The sequence below is a fragment of the Microbacterium tumbae genome, assembly GCF_054780175.1.
In genome coordinates, this window is sequence record NZ_BAAGWV010000001.1 from 843,612 (window position 1) to 861,566 (window position 17,955).

Consider the following 17,955-nt stretch of genomic DNA (forward strand, 5'->3'; position numbering starts at 1 on the left):
GCGGTCAGCTCGCGATCAGTCGGACGGCGGACCGCGGGACGGAGAGCCGCACCCGATCGCCGGGCGCGAAGGCCGCGAGCGAGTCGAGGCCGGGGAGCCACGCCTGCACGTCCCGCCCCGACGCGGTGGACACGACGAATTCGCTGTGCGGTCCTGCATAGACGGCGCTCGCGACAGTGCCCTCGATGCCGAAGCATCCGTCCTCCACCGGGGCGGCGCTCGAGGTGATCCTCGCATTCTCGGGACGCCACATCAGCGCGACGGCGGCACCGTCCAGCTCAGGGGCGAGCGGCTCGTCGAGCGCGATCTCCCCCACGGCGGCGGCGCGGATCGTCGTGGCGGTCTCCGTCGCCGACACCACCTCGGCGTCGATGATGTTGGCGGATCCGAGGAACTCCGCTGCGAAGCGCGAGGACGGCCGGGCGTACAGCTCGGTCGGGGCCGCGAACTCCTCGATCCTGCCCGAGTTCATGACGGCGACGCGGTCGCCGAGCGCCATCGCCTCGGCCTGGTCGTGCGTCACGTAGAGCGCGGCGAACCCGAGCTCGCGGTGAAGCCGGCTGATCTCGGCGCGCAGCTGGATGCGCACCTTCGCGTCCACGTTCGACAGCGGCTCGTCGAAGAGGACGAGAGCGGGCTCCGCGACGAGGGTCCGCGCCAGCGCGACGCGCTGCTGCTGACCGCCGGAGACCTGGGATGCATACTGCTTGCCGAGATGCGGGAGTCCGACGAGCTCGAGGTATTCGAGCGCCTTCGCGCGCGCGGCCGCGCGACTCACCCCCATGACCCGCAAGGGGTATGCCACGTTGTCGACGAGGGTCATGTGGGGCCACAGCGCATAGGTCTGGAACATCATGTTGATGTCGCGCTTGTTCGGGGGGAGCGCGATGCCCGCGGCGCGGTCGTAGACCTTGCGCCCGTCGAGATGCATGAGTCCCTCGTCGGGGAACTCCAGGCCTGCGACGCAGCGCAGCAGCGTCGTCTTCCCGCAGCCGGAAGGGCCGAGCAGCACGATCATCTCGCCGTTCCCGATGGTCAGCGACACGTCGTCGAGGGCATCCACCCATTGCCCGTCCGCGCGCTGGAACCGCTTCCGCACATTCGCCACCTCGAGGGGTGCCGCGTTGCCGACGTTCTGCTCGGCCACCGCTGACTGACTGCTCACTTGTTCACCTCGGTGTGATTGTTCGCTATACGTACATACGTTCTTATGCCGTTTCGAAGCAAGAGACTAGCACGCGGCGCCCCGCGCCGCGACACATGATCGGGGCAATGTTCTTGATATGTACATTCGTGCGCTAGATGAACTAGCCTGTTCGGCAGTGATGAGACTCTTCCGCGCGCTGACGATCCGCAACTACCGTGTGATGTTCTTCGGGTCCTTCATCGCGCACACCGGGACGTGGATGCACCGCGTCGCCCAGGACTGGCTCGTCGTCGAGCTGAGCGATGGATCGCCGGAGGCGCTGGGCCTCGTCGCAGCCGTCCAGTTCCTCCCCCTGCCGCTCGTCGGGCTCTTCGCCGGCCTCCTCGTCGACCGCGTCGACAAGCGGTACGTGCTCGCGGCCGCGGTCGCCGTCCAGTTGCTGGTGACCATCGCGATCAGCGTCCTGGTGCTGACCGCGACCATGACGCTGGCAGCGCTCGCCGCGCTCTCCTTCGTCTTCGGGGTCGCGACGGCCTTCGAGCTGCCGAGCCGCCAGTCGTTCGTGACCGAGCTGGTCCCGAATCCCCTCGTCTCCAACGCCGTGTCGCTGAACTCGCTGAGCTTCAACATCGGCCGGTCTGTGGGACCGGCGGTCGCCGGCTTCCTGCTCGCGACCGTGTGGAACGAGGTCGGTCCGCTGTATCTCGTCTTCTGCGCGAGCACGCTGGCCACCTTCGTCAGCCTCCTCCTGCTGCGCGCGCGCGACTTCGTGGACAGGGTGGTCGCACCCCGCGGGAGCAGCATCGGACAGGCGCTTCGCTACGTACGGGAACGACCCGACCTGTCGCTCGCGGTCGTCGTCATCCTCTTCGCCGGGCTGTTCTGCCTGAACTTCCAGGTGCTCATCGCCATGCTCGCCCGGCACGACCTCGCCATCGGCGCCGGCACGTTCGGTGTCCTGAGCTCCGTGCTCGCGGTCGGCGCGATGGCCGGGGCGGTGACCGCGGCGTCCCTCCCCCGCCCTCGACTCCGGCTGCTCACCATCAGCTCGGCCGTGCTCGGGATGCTCGTCGCCACCGCTGCCCTCTCGCCCACTCCGCTGGTCCTCGGGATCGTCCTGGTACCGCTGGGCTTCACCGCGCTCCTGGTGCTCACCTCGTCCAACGCGGTGATGCAGCTCGCTGCGCCGCCCACGATGCGCGGGCGGTTGATGAGCGTCTACGTCGTCGTGATGTTCTCCGGCACGCCGCTGGGCGCTCCTGTCGTCGGCTACCTCGGCGGACTGATCGGCGCACGATGGGCGATCGCCTCCGGCGGCATCGCCCTGACGATCGCGACGATCGTCGCCGCGCTCGTCTGCCTGAAGCGCCTCGAACGCCGCCCGCCGACGACGGAGACCGACTGACGGCGGGACTCACCCCGACACGCAGCGAACCAGAGCCGCATCGCACCACGAGGAGACCTCATGCACACGGAGAAGACGAACGACGGGCCGGACGTCGTGCGATGGGGGATCCTCGGCACGGGGAGGATCGCCCGCGAGGAGCTGGCGCCCGCCATCCGCGAAGCCGAGAAGGCACGTCTCATCGCCATCGGCAGCCGCAGCGGCGCATCCGCGACGACCTTCGCCGACGGGTTCCGGCTCCCCCGTGCCCACGGCGACTACCGTGATCTCCTTGCCGACCCCGAGGTGGACGCCGTGTTCATCGCCGTGCCGAACGCCATGCACGAGGAGTGGACGATCGCCGCGCTCGAGGCCGGCAAGCACGTCCTCTGCGAGAAGCCCCTCGGGATGTCCGCGGACGAGGTGCGGAGGATGGCCGAGGCCGCCCGACGAAGCGACCGCGTGCTCATGGAAGGATTCATGTGGCGCTTCCATCCTCGGATCCAGCGCGTCATGGAGCTGCTGGCAGACGGAGCGATCGGCGAGGTCAGGCTGATCCGGGTGACCTACGCGCTGCGCAATCCGATCCTGGACGACGCGGCACTCGCCGCCGCCAGCATCCGCCTCAGGCCCGATCTCGGCGGGGGCGCTCTCGCCGATCTCGGAAGCTACTGCGCGGATGCGCTGCGTCTCTTCGCCGGGGCGGATCCGGTCCGCGTGCGCAGCAGCGCATCGGCACCCGGCGGGCATCCGGTCGAGACGAGCGTCACGGGAGAGATCGACTTCGCCAACGGCGCGACCGGGCAGCTGTACGCCTCCATGGAGACTCCCGCGGGCGCGCATCTCGAGATCTTCGGCACCGCCGGCAGCATCCGGATGTCGCCCGCCTTCCGCCTCCGCGAATCGGGAGGCGACGTCGCCATCAGGCTCCGCACGTCGGCCGGGAAGAGCGTGGAGACGCTCCCTTTCCAGAACCAGTACCGCCTCGAGGTGGAGCACTTCGGACGCGTCGTGCGCGGTGACGAGGCGCCGCGCATCCCACTCGACGACTCGCTCGGCACCGCGCGGCTCACCGACGCGATCCGCCGCTCCTGGACCGAGGGGACGATCGAGCTCGGGCCCCGCTGACCCACCGTCGCGCCGGTCCCAGGCGCCGCACGCGAGGGGCCGACGCCGCGACAGAGGCGGTCCGCAGGCCTGCCGGGACCGCCTCAGCTGCGGACCGCCTCCAGCGCGACAGAGAGGCGGTCGACGGTCCCGTCGACGTCGCCGAGCTTGTCGAGGCCGAACAGTCCCACGCGGAACGTGGAGAATGCCGCCCCCTCCCCGCAGTGCAGCGGCACCCCGGCGGCGACCTGCAGGCCGGCGGCCTTGAACGCCGCTCCGGATCTCAGCGCGGCGTCGTCCGTGTGCACGACGACGACGCCCGGGGCGGCGAAATCGGGAGCCGCGACCGAGGAGAGTCCCTGCTCGGCGAGCAGGGAGCGGACCTGCGAGCCCAGCTCGAGCTGGGCCGTCCGGAGCGCCCCGAAGCCGCGGTCGCGGGTCTCGACCATGGCCGCGAGATTGTGCGCGAGCGGATCGGTGGGCATCGTGGCGTGGTATGCGGGCCGGCCCGCACGGTACTCGTCCGCGATCGCGAGCCAGGCGCGGAGGTCGAGGGAGAAGCTCGACGTCGGGCGGGTGCGGACCGCATCCGCGCCCGCCTCGCCGAGCATCACGAACCCGGCGCACGGAGAGCCGCTCCATCCCTTCTGCGGCGCGCTGAGCAGGACGTCCACGCCGAGATCCTGCATGTCGACCCACATCGCGCCCGAGGCGATGCAGTCGAGCACGAGGAGCCCGCCGACCTCGTGCACGGCCTCGGCGAGCGCGCGCACGTAGTCATCGGGAAGGATCATGCCGGCGGCGGTCTCGACATGCGGCGCGAAGACCACCTCCGGCCGACGGCCGCGGATCGCCGCCGTGACCTCGCCGATCGGCGCGGGCGCCCAGGCCGCCTGGACCCCCTCCGATTCCGGACGCGCCGTGAGGACGGTGACGTCGTCGCTGATGCCGCCTGCCTCGAGGATCTGCGACCAGCGATACGAGAAGAGCCCGTTGCGCACGACGAGGGTGCGGCGGCCGCCGGTGAGCTGGCGGGCGACCGCTTCCATCGCGTAGGTGCCGCCGCCGGGCACGATCGCAGCGGTGTGGGCGCCATAGGCGCTCTCCAGGATCTCCAGCGTCTGCTGCATCACGCCGACGAAGCGGGCGGACATGTGGTTCAGGGAGCGATCGGTGAAGACGACGGAGTACTCCAGCAGGCCATCCGGATCGATCTCAGGGCGCGGCAGGGTCATGCGCCCCAGCATCCCATACGCGGACGCCGTCGGCGGAGCGCGCACCGGAAGCCGATTTCCGAAAGAATCGATCCATGGCTCAGTTCGACATGCCCCTCGACCGGCTCCGCTCCTACCGCCCCGAGCGGGAGGAGCCGCACGACTTCGACGACTTCTGGCGCGAGACGCTGTCCTTCTCGCGCGGCCACGGCGAGGCCCTCTTCGCCCGGGTCGACTCCCCGCTCACGAACCTCCTCGTCGAGGACGTCACCTTCCCCGGGTTCGCCGGGCACCCCGTCAAGGGATGGTTCCTCCGTCCCCAGGGCGAGATCCGCGGCACCGTCGTGCAGTTCATCGGCTACAGCGGCGGGCGCGGCGTCCCGGAGCAGTGGACCATGCTCCCCAGCGCCGGATACGCGCACTTCATCATGGACAGCCGCGGACAGGGATCGGGATCGAGCGCCTCGGCGACCGCGGATCCGGTGGGGACGGGCCCGCGCATCGCCGGCCAGATGTCCAGCGGCATCGAGGAGGCGCATTCGTACTACTACCGCCGGATCTTCACGGACGCCGCTCTCGCGGTGGACGCCGTGCGCAGCCACCCCGCCGTCGACGCCGCGAAGGTCGTGGTCTCCGGCATCAGCCAGGGCGGGGGGATCGCGGTCGCCGCGGCGGCCCTCAGCGAAGGTCTGGCCGGGGCGATGATCGACGTGCCGTTCCTCAGCCACTTCCGCAGGGCACTGCAGATCACGGACGCGAGCCCGTACAACGAACTGGCCCGCTACCTTCAGACCCGCCGCGGCGAGGAGGAGGACGTCTTCCGCGTGCTCAGCTACTTCGACGGCCTGAACTTCGCCGCCAGGGCGACGACGAGGGCGCTCTACTCGGTCGCCCTCTGCGACGCCGTGTGCCCGCCGTCGACCGTGTTCGCGCAGTTCAACCACTACGCCGGAGCCGGCAAGCAGATCGAGGTCTACCCGTACAACGGCCACGAAGGCGGGCAGTGGGTCCAGCAGCGCAGGCAGTTCGCCTTCCTGGACGAGCTCCTCGGCGCCGTCTGAGAGCCGGATCGTGACCGCCTCGCCATCCGCCCTGCCGGAGGAGCTGACGGAGTACTCGCTCCCGGAGCTGCTCACGCCGCCGCCCGCGCTCGCGGAGCCGGACGACTTCGACGCCTTCTGGCGGGACACGTTCTCCGAGCTCGGCGCCGGGCCCGTCGCCTGGCGGACCGTCTCGGCCGAGCCCCCGACGGCGACCCACCGCGTGGACCGGATCCTGTTCGCCTCGTCGACGGGCGAGCAGGTCGTCGCCTGGCTGGCGATCCCTCGGGGCGCCGTCGAGCGCGGCCTCGTCGTCGGGCACGGCTACGGCGGGCGCATCGAACCGGACCTCGCCGTGCTCACCGCGGGGACCGCGGCGATCTACCCCGTCGCACCAGGGCAGGAGGCGAACCCGCCCGGTCGCTTCCCCGCCCTCGCCGCACGGCACGTCGTCGCCGGCATCCGGCGCCGCGAGACCTATGCGCACCGCTACTCTGCGGCGGACCTCTGGCGCGCCGCGACCGTGCTGATCGACGCCGTGCCGGAGACCGCCGCCGCCCTCGACTATGTCGGGGGCAGCTTCGGCGGAGGCATGGGAGCGCTCGCGCTCGGCTGGGACCACCGGTTCCGGCGGGCGTCCCTGGACGTGCCGAGCTTCGGCCACCACCCGATCCGGTTGAGTCGACGGGGCACGGGCAGCGGCGAGTCCGTCCGCCAGTACCTGCGCTCCCATCCCGAGGCCCGCCCCGTCCTCGACTACTTCGATGCGGCCATCGCCGCGCGGCGCATCCGCATCCCCGTGCATGTCGGCGCCGCAGTCCTGGATCCCGCCGTCGACCCGCGAGGGCAGTTCGCCGTGTTCCACTCGCTGGGCGGCCCGAAGCGTCTGACGGTGCGCGGATCCGGGCATCTGGAGGGCGCCGTCGAGGAGCTCTCCGCCGCGCAGTTCCTCACGAACACCCTCGACTTCTTCGCCCTGCCGGACGACCGGCTCGCCTGAGCCGTATCGATCAGGAATCGAGAAGCAGAGCCAGGCGGAGCATCCCTAGGCTGAGGGCACGTCCTGAGGAGGAGCATGATGTCCGACACGAAGAACTTCACCGCCGAGGAGCGCGAGGCCATGCAGGCCAAGGTGAAGGAGGCCAAGGCCGCCCGATCCCGTGCGAAGAGGACCCCCGAGCAGATCCGCGCGGAGGGGGAGGCCGAGGTCCTGGCCAAGATCGCGGAGCTGGCGGAGCCCGACAGGTCCCTCGCGGCGCGACTGCACGCGCTCGTGACCGAGAACGCCCCGCATCTCGTGCCCCGCACCTACTACGGGATGCCGGCGTGGGGGAAGGACGGCAAGGTGCTGTGCTTCTTCCAGCCCGCCACCAAGTTCAAGGTCCGCTACGCCACCTTCGGCTTCGAGACGATCGCGAACCTCGACGAGGGGACCGTGTGGCCGACCGCCTATGCGGTGACCGAGCTGACGGACGCCGATCTGGCGTTCCTCGCCGAGCGGGTCCGGCGCGCCGCCTCCTGAGACGTCGCGGGGTCGAGGCGATCGGTCTCCACGCGAGGTGCGACCTTCCGGCGCACCGAACACGGAAGAGTCGTGCACGGCCGATCCGTCCCACCCGGGATAATGGGCGTGCCGCCCGGAGGAGATCATGAACGCACACGACGCGCAGTCCCCCGCTCGGGCGACACTGGCCCAGGTCGCGGAGCGGGCCGGGGTGAGCCTGAAGACGGCCTCGCGCGCGCTCGGCGGCGAGTCCTACGTCAGCGACGAGACACGAGCGCGGGTCGTGGCCGCGGCATCCGCACTGGACTACCAGCGCAATGCGGCGGCGAGCCTGCTCGCCAGCGGACGGCTCGCCGCCTCCATCGGCCTCGTGACCGGAGACTTCACGAACCCGTTCTACTCCGCCCTCGCCCAGGCCATCGAGGACGAGATCCGCCTGCACGGCATCCATCTCTCCGTGGCGAACTCGCGGGAGTCGGCCGATCAGGAGTGGCGGCTGAGCCAGGACCTCGCCGATCGTCAGACGACGGCCCTCATCGTGGTCTCCGCGATGCCCGACCACTCCGGCTACGCGCAGCTCCAGGCGCGCGGGCTTCCGATCGTGTTCGTCGACCGCCCCGCCGAGAACCTCTCGGCGGACTCGGTCGTGTTCGACAACAGGTCGGGGGGGCGCATCGCCGCGCAGCATCTGAGGGATGCCGGCCACCGGCGGATCGCGTTCATCGGCGACTACAGCTGGCTGCCCACCTATCGCGAGCGTCTGAGCGGGATGGGAGACGTCCTGGACGCCGACGGCCCGGAATGGCGCTCGCTCCTGCGCACCGACGCGCACGATGCGGCCTCGGCCCGTGCCCAGACGGCGCAGCTGCTCGCGCAGGAGGATCCGCCGACCGCGATCGTGGCGGGCAACAACCGCATCCTGCTCGGCGTGAGGGAGCAGGTCGGCGCGCTCGCACCGGCGGACCGGCCCGCCGTGATCGGCTTCGACGACGTGGAGTGGGCCAGGATGCTGGGGATCACCGTGGTCACCGGGGACATCGAGGCGCTTGGCAGGCAGGCCGCGCGCCTCGCGATGGCCCGGCTGTCGGATCGCACGCGTCCCGCCGAGCGCGTGGTGCTCCCCATGCACCTCGTCCCCCGGGCGTCCACGGAGCGCTGACCCCCTCTTCCTCGCCGCCGTCTCCCGTCCCTGTCCGATATCCCGCCGCCCTGTCCTTGTCGGATCTCCAGGATCGATCTCGCCCCGCACGGCGGGTCGGCGCCCGACACGCCGCGTGCCCTCGCGACGACCTCCGTTTTCCGACGACATGCCGCCCGCGGGCATGGGGTAGGGTCGTCTTCATGACCAACCGTTGGTATGCGTATTTCGAGTCGGCTCTGGAGGAGCCGTCGCGACACTGACGCGCACCGACATCCTTCAGAGCCGACAAGCCAGAGCATTCGCTCTGGCTTTCGCCGTTTCGGCGGGCTCTGCGCGGGTCCGCCCCTCACCAGGACAGGACCCATGGACACCATCGACGCCACCGCCGACCTGCACGTCGCGGGCTTCACCACCCTCCCCTCGCCCGGCGAGGTCGCGGCCGAGCTCCCGGTCGGCGATGAACGAGCGACCCTCGTCTCCCGCACGCGCGACGAGGTCCGCGCGATCATGACCGGTGAGGACGACCGGCTGCTCGTCATCGCCGGCCCGTGCTCGATCCACGACGTGGAGGCGGGACTCGAGTACGCCGGACGCCTGACCCTCGAGGCGGAGCGCCACCGCGACGATCTGCTCATCCTCATGCGCACCTACTTCGAGAAGCCGCGCACCACGGTCGGCTGGAAGGGGCTCATCAACGACCCGCACCTCGACGGCAGCCACGACATCGCGGCCGGCCTCCGGATGGCGCGGGCGTTCCTGCGGGACGTCACGGCACTGGGGATGCCGTGCGCCACGGAGTTCCTCGAACCGATCAGCCCGCAGTACACCGCCGACCTCGTCACGTGGGGGGCCATCGGGGCGCGCACGACCGAGAGCCAGATCCATCGGCAGCTCGCGTCCGGCCTCTCGATGCCCATCGGGTTCAAGAACGGCACGGACGGCGGCCTGCAGGTGGCGCTGGATGCCGCATCGGCCGCCTCCGCGCCGCAGGCGTTCCTCGGCATCGGCGCCGACGGCAGGGCGAGCCTGGTCACCACGACCGGCAACCCGGACACCTCGGTCATCCTGCGCGGCGGCTCGGACGGGCCGAACTACGCCGCGGACCATGTGGAGCGGGCGGCGGAGCGGCTGGCGGCCGCCGGCCTCGCGGCCCGGCTCGTCGTCGACGCGAGCCACGGCAACAGCGGCAAGGATCATCTGCGCCAGGCGGAGGTGGCTCGGGAGCTGGCCGCGCAGATCGCCGCCGACGGCCGCGCCGTCGCCGGGGTCATGCTGGAGAGCAACCTCGTCCCGGGCGCGCAGCGGCTCGACGTCGCTCAGGGACCGGGCGGGCTCGTGTACGGACAGAGCGTCACGGACGCGTGCATGGGATGGGATGCCTCCGCCACCGCGCTGGCCGAGCTCGCGGAGGGTGTGCGCAGGCGACGCACGGCCCGGCGCTAGGTCCCCGACGACCGTTCCGGAGGCTTTCGCATGATCGGGAGGCGCAGATGGGCGCCTTCCTCCTCCCGATCGCGCGATCTCCTCCCGTTCGGAAGTGCGGCGAACGCGGGGCGCGACCCGTTCGAGGAGGCAGAACGCGGGGCGGACGGTCACGCAGAGCGGACGTTCAGCAGCTGCCAGCCCTCCGGGACCTTGGCGTGCAGCGCGTCCATGTCGTCCGCCTGGATCTCGGTGACGTGATCCCGGCGGGCGAACGTCCCGACCGCCTTGAGGACGGCGGCGCCCTTGATCATCTCGACCGGCGCGGAGATGAGGTCGAACCCCTCGGGACGGTGCCCGGCCAGCTGGATCTGCACGTCGGCGAGGTCGGTGGCCTCGATCGCGACGGAGGTGGTTTCCACGGGACGCATGAGACCGATCAGCACCCTCCGATCCTACGAGGGCGCGACGCCCCATCCCGGGAGGCGAGGCCCTCAGGAGCGTTCGCGTCCGGCGACGATGGCGACGAACGCGGACCCGATCGCCCCGGCCACGGAGGAGGACTCGCCGAGGTAGCCGTTCACCATCGCCCCGTCGCGCACGATCATGAGCTGGCGCGCGGCGGAGCCGACGTCCTCTGCGCGCGCCTCGGCGGCGATGTCCGCGAACTCCTCGAGCATCCATCGACGGTGCGCGTCGACCGCGAGCCGGACCGGATCCTCCTCGTCCGAGAACTCCGCCGCCGCGTTGATGAAGGCGCACCCCCGGAAGCCCGGCGTGCAGCTCGCGGCGCCGATCCCCTCGGCGAGCGCGCGCAGCGAGCCCACCGGATCGCCGGCGCGACGCACGCTCTGCATCCAGGCGCGCTCCGTGGCCGCCTGCTCCTGGAGATAGGCGACGACGAGGTCGCTCTTCGTGCGGAAGTGACGGTAGAAGGTGACCTTCGTGATGCCGACCTGCTCGATGACGCGATCGGCGCTCGTGGCGCGGATGCCGTGGGCGTAGAACAGCTCGTTCGCCGCGGCGAGGATGCGCGCGCGCGTCGCCGACCCCGAAGTGCTGCGGGTAGCGGACGCGGTGGTCTCGGCGTGCATGGACTCTGCTCCGATCGTCGGGCTGGTTGCGCCAGCGCTGAAAACAGTCTAGGTTCCTCTATGTAGACGTACTAGTAACTCTACATCACGACATCCAAGGAGACACCATGTCCGCACCCCTGTACACCACGACGGCGACCTCGACCGGCGACGGCCGCGCCGGAGGCCGCGCCGTGACCGACGACGGCCTGCTCGACGTCACCCTCGCCATCCCCGCCTCGATGGGAGGTCCCGGCGGCGCGACCAATCCGGAGCAGCTGTTCGCGGCCGGATGGTCGTCCTGCTTCCACTCGGCGCTCAAGCTCGTCGCCTCGCAGCGGAAGATCCGGCTGACCGACTCCGCCGTCGCCGCCGAGGTCTCGATCGTCCCGAACCAGGCGGGCGGCTTCGCTCTCGAAGCCGCCCTGCACGTGCACGTCGGCAGCGGCCTCGACCTCGAGACTGCCGAGGGCCTGACGTCCGCCGCACACGAGGTGTGCCCCTACTCGGTCGCCACCCGCGGCAACGTGCCCGTGACCCTCGAGACCACCGTCTCCTGACGCGGCCAGCACAGAGAAGAGAGAACACATCATGACCTCGTCCGAGACGATCCCCTCGTCCACCTACCGCAGGGCGCTCCGCCGCCTCTACTTCATCCGCTTCGCCTTCGCCGTCGTCTGGGCCGGACTCGTGTTCGCCACCGCGTCCATGGGCGGCCCGCTCCTGACCGTGCTGCTGGTGATCTACCCGCTGTTCGACGCAGGCGCCGTGCTCTGGCAGCTGCGCGCCGATCCCGATTCGAGCCGCTCGAAGGCCTCGGAGTGGATCAACGTCGTCGTCAGCATCGCCGTCGCGATCGCGCTCGGCATCGCGTCGACGGTCTCGATCGCCGCGGTGCTCGTCGTGTGGGGCGTCTGGGCCATCGGCTCCGGCATCCCGCAGTTGATCACCGCCATCCGCAACCGTCGCTCCGGCGGCCAGGTGCCCCAGATGCTCAGCGGCGGGATCTCGGTGCTCGCCGGATCCGCCTTCCTGGTCCAAGGGCTGCAGGGCGCCGGGGAGATCACCGGGCCGGCGGGCTACGCGACCCTGGGCGGTGTCTTCTTCCTGATCTCCGCGATCCGGTTGAGCCTCGTGCTGCGGAAGAGGACGGCATGACCACCGACGAGACGAGGGAGCACGACTACGACCTCATCGTGATCGGCGGCGGACCCGTCGGCGAGAACGTCGCGGACTACGCGACCAAGCGCGGCGTCCGGGTGGCCATCGTGGAGTCCGAGCTGGTCGGAGGCGAATGCTCGTACTGGGCGTGCATGCCCTCCAAGGCGCTCCTGCGCAGCGGGCACGCCATCGGCGCGGCGCGGCGCCTCGCCGGCGCGCGGGAGGCGGTGACGGGTGCGATCGACGCCGCCGCCGTCCTCAGCCGCCGGACGGGGTTCACCGACGGCTGGAAGGACGACGGACAGGTCGCCTGGCTCGACTCCGCCGGCATCGACCTGATCCGAGGCCGCGGCCGCCTCGTCGGAGCCCACCGGGTGCAGGTCGGGGAGCGCGTCTTCTCGGCGAAGGCGGTCGTCCTGGCGACCGGCTCCGTCCCCACACTGCCAGGGATCCCCGGCCTCGTCGACGCCGCGCCCTGGGGGACGCGGGAGGCCACGGCCGCGGACCACGTCCCCGGGCGGCTCATCGTCCTCGGCGGCGGCGTGGCGGGGACGGAGCTCGCCTTCGCGTTCTCCTCGCTCGGTTCGCAGGTCACCGTGCTCTCGCGCGGCCGGCTGCTGGATCGCGAAGAGCCCTTTGTCGGAGAGCACCTCGCCGCCGCGCTCGCGGAGGAGGGCGTCGACGTCCGCATCGGCGCATCGCCCGCGCGGGTCGACCGTGACGAGAAGGGGATCGTCACGGTCGTTCTCGACGACGGTTCGGAGCTGCATGCGGAGGAGCTGCTGGTCTCCACGGGACGGCGTCCGAACACCGACGGCCTGGACCTCGAGGACGTCGGCCTCGAGGGACCGCTGACGGTGGACGACACGATGCTCGCCGAGGGCACGGACTGGCTCTACGCTGTCGGCGACGTGAACGGGCGGGCGCTGCTCACGCACCAGGGCAAGTACCAGGCGCGCGCGGCGGGCGAGGCGATCGCCGCGCGGCACAACGGGTCGATCGTCGACGGCGGGCTGTGGGGACAGCACGCGGCCTCGGCCGATCACGGTGCGGTGCCCCGCGTCGTGTTCTCCGACCCGGAGGTCGCCGCCGTGGGACTCACGGAGTCCGCGGCGCGCGAACAGGGGATCGACGTCCGGGCCGTGGAATACGACCTCGGATGGGTCGCCGGGGCGAAGCTCCACGCCGACGGGTACACGGGACGCGCCAAGCTCGTCGTCGACGAGGCCCGCGGCGTGATCGTCGGCGCCACGTTCGTCGGCCAGGACGTCGCCGAGCTCCTGCACTCGGCGACCATCGCGATCGTCGGCGAGGTGTCGATGGACCGGCTCTGGCATGCCGTGCCCGCGTATCCGACGATCAGCGAGATCTGGCTCCGGCTCCTCGAGGCCTACGGCCGTCCGAGCTGAGGTTCACGGGCAGGAGGGGGGACGGCCCCGGGCGCATGCAGGCGGCCCGGGGCCGTCCCTCGTAACCCGGTCCGATCCGAGGCGCCGGGCGTTCAGTCCCACACCAGGAACAGGATGCGGTGATCGACCGGCACCTCGGGGATCGCGCAGAGCCCGTCCAGTTCCTCCGGACCTCGTCCCTTGGAGACCACTCCGTCGCTGCGCAGCTCCTCCGCGCCGACACGCGACTCCAGCTCCGCGACCGATGCCTTCGTGCAGATCGCGATGGACTCAGCCCACACCCGGCCGTCTGGCTCATCGACTGCCGTGTCGAAGTGCAGTTCGACACGGACCCACGCGACGTCGGCATCCTCCTCCAAGAGGCGCAGACGCACCGCGATCTCGGCGAGCGGCGGACGACCGAGCCCCCACTGGTTCGGGGCGAGCGAATCCTCCTCGGCGTTGTCGTCGAAGAATTCGGAGAGCGTGAGCAGCGGGAGCCTGTCGCCCTGCATCCGCTCGGCGATCCGGCCGGTGGTGATCATGATCCGACCCTATGCCGATGCGGGTCGGGCCCTTCTCCCCTCGTCGCCGTGTGCGCCGGGAGAAGGACGGCTCCCGGGAGAGGACGGCGTCACTCATGCGACGCGCTCACGCAGCGGCGCCGGGTCGCCGTCGGCTGGACGGCGATCGCCCGGAACCCCGTCCTCATCGACGGCGGCGAAGCGGCGATCGCGCCTGCCGCGCTCAGTCGCGGACGGCCACGAACCTGCCGACGACGCCGCCCCGCTCGAGCTGCGCGACCGCTTCCCCGATCTCCTCGAAGCCGATGGGGTTGAGGATGGAGGAGGCCTTGCCTGCGGCGATCAGATCGAGCACGGCGGCGCAGTCCTCGTGGGTGCCGGCCGAGGATCCCAGGACGGTCAGCTCCTTGAACACGATGTTCTGGGCGGAGATGTCGGCGCGCTCCTTGCCGAGCCCGACCTGGACGACGATGCCCTTCGGGGCGATCACGTCGATGGCGCCGGCGAGCGTCGTGCCGAATCCGGCGTAGTCGACGATCACGTCGAGTCCGGCCTCCGCGAACTCCGTGATGTCCTTGGCGACGGCCGCGGCGCCGTACTCCTTGGCGGCGCTCCAGACGGCCTCGTTGATCTCGGCGACGTGGACCTCGGCGCCCAGTCCGACGGCGAACTGGATCGCGAGCGAGCCGAGGCCCCCGGCACCGATGATGCCGAGCTTGGTGCCACGGCCGACCTTTCCGAGCTTGAGCGCGTGATAGGCCGTCATGCCGGCATCGGTCGCGGGTGCCGCCTGCTCGAAGGGCACTGCAGCGGGCAGCGGGAGCACCCAGTCGGCGCCGACCTTGACCTTCTCCGCGAAGCCGCCGTCGATCGCCTGGCCGGGCCCGCCGAACGCGGTCGGCACGCCGACCCGGTCGCCGACCGCGACGCCGGTGACCCCCTCGCCGACTTCCGAGATCACTCCGGCGATCTCATGACCCAGCGTGATGGGCGTGAAGCCGAGGATTCCGGTCAGCGTGCCGTCGAGGAACCCGACATCGCTGTGGCACAGGCTCGCGGCCTTGACGTCGATGACGACCTCGCCGGGGCCCGCCTCGGGCTCCGGCACGTCGGTGAGCACGAGCGGCTCGTGAGCGGCGGTGAGGCGCCAGGCTTTCATGGTCGTTCTCCTTCGATCTCGGGCTCGCCGCGTCTCGGCGAGACGTAGGTGCCGCTGGCGGGAATCAGCCAGTTGCTGTAGACGAGACCGATCGCGCGCTCCAGCCGGGAGCGGTCGCGCGGCTCGGGCTCGGCCAGCCATGTGGCGATGGCTCCCACCACACCGAATCCGACGAAGGCGGCGAGATAGCGCCGCTCATCCGGGTCGCCCGGGTCGCCGAGATGGTCGATGACATGCGCCAAGGCGGTGCGGGTGTGCTCGCTGAGCGCCGTGTACAACGCCGAGTTGATCCGGCCGTCGCCGCGGTCTGCGTAGATCGCCGCGTGCCGCTCGACGTGGTCGACCAGGCGGGCATTGAGCTGCGCGCCGACGACGGCCAGCGTTCCCGGCGCCTCATCGAGCGTCCGCTCGACAGCCTCGCGCAACGGATCGAGCTCCTCGCTCAGGAGACCGATGAGCAGCTCGGTCGGCGAAGCCGCGTGCGCGTAGAAGGTGGTGCGCTCTATGCCGGCGGCGCGGGTCAGCTCGGCGACGCTGATCGACGCGACGTCCTTCACGGCGGCGAGGCCGAGGATCGCCTCGCGCAGCCTTCTCCGCGTCGCCTCGATCCGTGCATCGACCACGTCTTCGACGATAGGCGTCGCGGGGAAGATAATCAACACCTGTTACTTAACTGGCGGCTCCCTCACGACCACCATCGACCCCGCACCGGAGTCGGCGGCCAAGTCCCCTCAGCCCGCGTTCACAACCTCACGGCGAAGAACAACTAGCTCGCGCGCGCGATGAGCTCCGCCGTCGCCGCCCAGAGTCGCGCCTCCCGCACGCGGTCGACGGCGAAGGGCTCCACATCCCTCTCCTTCGTCTTCACGACGAAGGCGCCGTCGCGAAGAGCGGACCACTGCGGGTCGAGCGCCACCGATGCGAGAAGCGGGCCCGATGTCCGCGGCGACGACGCACCCGGCATGCTGCCCACCACGCCCATGATCCGCCGGACGCCGGCCGGCATCTCACGGGAGAGGCCGGTGGACGGCATCCAACCGGGTTCGAAGACCGAGACGTTCACGCCCTCGGGCGCCCGACGCTGGAGTTCGTGTGCGTAGTAGAGGACCGCGAGCTTCGAATTCGAGTAGGCGACGCCCGCGGTCCGGAGGTCGTGCGGCGCCGCCTCCGGCGCCGCGAGCTCGAGCGGATCCCGCCACTGCGACGGGGCGACGCCGAGCATCCGCCGCCACACGTTCTCGTAGTACGTGTTCGAGCCGATGAGCACGATGCGCGCCGGAGCCTCGAAGGTGTCGAGGAGATCCTGGATGAGCGCCGCATGGGCGAGATGGTTGACGGCGAACGTGCGCTCGTATCCATCCGCGGTCACCGCACCCGTGACGCTGCCGGTCACGCCGGCGTTGGCGATGAGCGCGCGGAGAGGCCGAACCCCGCCGTCGGCGACGAGCTCGCGCGCCCGAGACGCTGCGGCTCTGACCTCGGAGATGCTCCCGAGATCGGCGCCGAGCGCGAAGGCGTTCGCTCCCTCCGCCCGCGTCTCGGCGAGGACGGAGTCGAGCGCGCTTCCCGGCCGTCCGAGCAGCAGCAGATCCGGACGGTCTGCGACGGGACGGCGGGCCATGGCCATGGTCGCCTCGCGGCCGAGACTGCCGGTGGGGCCGGTGATGAGGACGGTGCCTGGAATCGTTGCGGTCATGCGTCCAGCCTCGATCCCGCGCCGGGAGACAGCCAGTCGTCGGCTTGTCGTAGGAATGCCAGGGCCAGGACACGCCGACCGCCTGCGGCGCAGAATGGAGTCATGACGGACGCAGATCTCGGACAGTCGGTGCGCCGCTGGCGCGACCGGGTGAGACCGGATGCGGTCGGGGTGCCCGCCGGCGGGCGACGGCGGGCGGCCGGACTGCGGCGGGAAGAGCTGGCGGCTCTGTCCGGCATCTCCGTCGACTATCTGACGCGGATCGAGCAGGGGCGCGCCACGTCGCCGTCCATCCAGGTGATCGAGGCGCTCGCTCGTGCCCTGCGGCTCGGCGACGCCGAACGAGAGCTGATGTTCCTCCTCGCCGGCCAGTCCGTCCCGGGCGCCGGTGTCGTCTCCCACCGCATCCCGCCGAGCGTGCAGCGCCTGCTCGACCGGCTCACCGGCAATCCGATCGTCGTCTACGACGCGATGTGGAACATCATCACCGCCAACCCCGCGTACGAGGCGATCAGCGGATCGGGTTCGTGGCGTGGGATCGAGCGCAACGGCGTCTGGCGCAACGTCGTCGGCCCCGGCCCTCTCGCCGCTCTCAGCGAGAGCGAACGCGAGCAGCAGACGATCGGGATCGTCGCCGATCTTCGCCTCACGGCGGCGAGGTATCCGCATGATCCGCGCGTCCGCAAGCTGATCGCCGACCTCGACCGTGCGAGCCCCCGCTTCGCCGAGCTCTGGAACTCCCCCGATCTCGTCCGTCCCCCGGAACGCAGCCGTCGCAAGTTCGTCGAGCACGCCGGCGCCGGGCGGATCGCCCTCGACTGCGACACGCTCATCGTCGCCGAGGAGGATCTCCGCATCATGATCTATTCGGCCGAGCCGGGAAGCGAGGATGCGGAACGCCTCTCGCTCGCCATCGTCCTCGGCACTCAGACGGTCGTCGACGAGACGGCGTAGCCTGCGGCGCGGAGGCGGGGGCTACTCCGTGGAATCACTCG

At 70.9% G+C, this 17,955-nt stretch carries 19 protein-coding genes; 11 read left to right on the top strand and 8 right to left on the bottom strand.

Going from position 1 to position 17,955, the window contains the following annotated elements:
* Positions 1 to 4 precede the first annotated feature (4 nt).
* Entirely contained in the window at positions 5 to 1,165 is a 1,161-nt protein-coding gene (locus tag ACYVGQ_RS03920) for an ABC transporter ATP-binding protein (protein WP_460783219.1), read from the bottom strand.
* Positions 1,166 to 1,325: 160 nt separating this feature from the next.
* On the opposite strand from ACYVGQ_RS03920, the gene ACYVGQ_RS03925 reads away from it, so the two are divergent.
* Complete coding sequence (locus ACYVGQ_RS03925) at positions 1,326 to 2,552, top strand: MFS transporter (protein ID WP_460783220.1); 1,227 nt, start codon at positions 1,326 to 1,328, stop codon at positions 2,550 to 2,552.
* A 60-nt stretch (positions 2,553 to 2,612) separates the two neighbouring features.
* Positions 2,613 to 3,659, top strand: a complete 1,047-nt coding sequence (locus ACYVGQ_RS03930) for a Gfo/Idh/MocA family protein (RefSeq protein ID WP_460783221.1) — start codon at positions 2,613 to 2,615, stop codon at positions 3,657 to 3,659.
* A gap of 83 nt (positions 3,660 to 3,742) precedes the next feature.
* Here the strand turns inward: ACYVGQ_RS03930 and ACYVGQ_RS03935 are convergent, their stop codons facing one another.
* Complete coding sequence (locus tag ACYVGQ_RS03935) at positions 3,743 to 4,873, bottom strand: aminotransferase class V-fold PLP-dependent enzyme (RefSeq protein WP_460783222.1); 1,131 nt, start codon at positions 4,871 to 4,873, stop codon at positions 3,743 to 3,745.
* A gap of 74 nt (positions 4,874 to 4,947) precedes the next feature.
* On the opposite strand from ACYVGQ_RS03935, the gene ACYVGQ_RS03940 reads away from it, so the two are divergent.
* From ACYVGQ_RS03940 to ACYVGQ_RS03960, 5 genes are all read left to right on the top strand, one after another.
* A complete protein-coding gene (locus ACYVGQ_RS03940) occupies positions 4,948 to 5,913 on the top strand; it encodes an acetylxylan esterase (RefSeq protein WP_460783223.1) in 966 nt (321 codons plus the stop codon).
* A gap of 10 nt (positions 5,914 to 5,923) precedes the next feature.
* Positions 5,924 to 6,892, top strand: a complete 969-nt coding sequence (locus ACYVGQ_RS03945) for an acetylxylan esterase (RefSeq protein ID WP_460783224.1) — start codon at positions 5,924 to 5,926, stop codon at positions 6,890 to 6,892.
* 75 nt (positions 6,893 to 6,967) lie between these two features.
* Positions 6,968 to 7,414, top strand: coding sequence for an iron chaperone (locus ACYVGQ_RS03950; protein ID WP_460783225.1), 447 nt, complete (start codon positions 6,968 to 6,970; stop codon positions 7,412 to 7,414).
* A gap of 127 nt (positions 7,415 to 7,541) precedes the next feature.
* Positions 7,542 to 8,555, top strand: a complete 1,014-nt coding sequence (locus tag ACYVGQ_RS03955) for a LacI family DNA-binding transcriptional regulator (RefSeq protein WP_460783227.1) — start codon at positions 7,542 to 7,544, stop codon at positions 8,553 to 8,555.
* 345 nt (positions 8,556 to 8,900) lie between these two features.
* Complete coding sequence (locus ACYVGQ_RS03960) at positions 8,901 to 9,980, top strand: 3-deoxy-7-phosphoheptulonate synthase (RefSeq protein WP_460783228.1); 1,080 nt, start codon at positions 8,901 to 8,903, stop codon at positions 9,978 to 9,980.
* Positions 9,981 to 10,129: 149 nt separating this feature from the next.
* On the opposite strand, the gene ACYVGQ_RS03965 is transcribed toward ACYVGQ_RS03960, so the two are convergent.
* Both ACYVGQ_RS03965 and ACYVGQ_RS03970 read right to left on the bottom strand, forming a co-directional pair.
* Entirely contained in the window at positions 10,130 to 10,381 is a 252-nt protein-coding gene (locus ACYVGQ_RS03965) for a hypothetical protein (protein ID WP_460783229.1), read from the bottom strand.
* Between the two features lie 72 nt (positions 10,382 to 10,453).
* Complete coding sequence (locus ACYVGQ_RS03970; RefSeq protein WP_460783230.1) at positions 10,454 to 11,053, bottom strand: TetR/AcrR family transcriptional regulator; 600 nt, start codon at positions 11,051 to 11,053, stop codon at positions 10,454 to 10,456.
* 107 nt (positions 11,054 to 11,160) lie between these two features.
* Between ACYVGQ_RS03970 and ACYVGQ_RS03975 the strand changes: the two genes are divergently transcribed.
* Genes ACYVGQ_RS03975 through ACYVGQ_RS03985 form a run of 3 tightly spaced genes read left to right on the top strand, consistent with a single transcriptional unit; the run spans position 11,161 to position 13,602 of the window.
* Entirely contained in the window at positions 11,161 to 11,592 is a 432-nt protein-coding gene (locus ACYVGQ_RS03975; RefSeq protein ID WP_460783231.1) for an organic hydroperoxide resistance protein, read from the top strand.
* Between the two features lie 31 nt (positions 11,593 to 11,623).
* Complete coding sequence (locus ACYVGQ_RS03980) at positions 11,624 to 12,190, top strand: DUF308 domain-containing protein (protein WP_460783232.1); 567 nt, start codon at positions 11,624 to 11,626, stop codon at positions 12,188 to 12,190.
* A complete protein-coding gene (locus ACYVGQ_RS03985) occupies positions 12,187 to 13,602 on the top strand; it encodes a dihydrolipoyl dehydrogenase family protein (RefSeq protein ID WP_460783233.1) in 1,416 nt (471 codons plus the stop codon). Before ACYVGQ_RS03980 ends, ACYVGQ_RS03985 begins: the two co-directional genes overlap by 4 nt.
* 92 nt (positions 13,603 to 13,694) lie before the next feature.
* On the opposite strand, the gene ACYVGQ_RS03990 is transcribed toward ACYVGQ_RS03985, so the two are convergent.
* The 4 genes from ACYVGQ_RS03990 to ACYVGQ_RS04005 form a co-directional block, all read right to left on the bottom strand.
* Positions 13,695 to 14,126, bottom strand: coding sequence for a hypothetical protein (locus ACYVGQ_RS03990; protein WP_460783234.1), 432 nt, complete (start codon positions 14,124 to 14,126; stop codon positions 13,695 to 13,697).
* 202 nt (positions 14,127 to 14,328) lie between these two features.
* Positions 14,329 to 15,264 (bottom strand): alcohol dehydrogenase catalytic domain-containing protein, encoded by a 936-nt coding sequence (locus tag ACYVGQ_RS03995; protein ID WP_460783235.1) that lies wholly within the window; start codon positions 15,262 to 15,264, stop codon positions 14,329 to 14,331.
* Positions 15,261 to 15,887: a TetR/AcrR family transcriptional regulator gene (locus ACYVGQ_RS04000; protein WP_460783236.1), complete on the bottom strand. Its 627-nt coding sequence runs from the start codon at positions 15,885 to 15,887 to the stop codon at positions 15,261 to 15,263. Before ACYVGQ_RS04000 ends, ACYVGQ_RS03995 begins: the two co-directional genes overlap by 4 nt.
* A gap of 143 nt (positions 15,888 to 16,030) precedes the next feature.
* Positions 16,031 to 16,960: an SDR family NAD(P)-dependent oxidoreductase gene (locus ACYVGQ_RS04005; RefSeq protein WP_460783237.1), complete on the bottom strand. Its 930-nt coding sequence runs from the start codon at positions 16,958 to 16,960 to the stop codon at positions 16,031 to 16,033.
* 102 nt (positions 16,961 to 17,062) lie between these two features.
* Here ACYVGQ_RS04005 and ACYVGQ_RS04010 point away from each other — a divergent pair, with 102 nt between their 5' ends.
* Positions 17,063 to 17,914, top strand: a complete 852-nt coding sequence (locus ACYVGQ_RS04010) for a helix-turn-helix transcriptional regulator (protein WP_460783238.1) — start codon at positions 17,063 to 17,065, stop codon at positions 17,912 to 17,914.
* Positions 17,915 to 17,955: the final 41 nt, after the last annotated feature.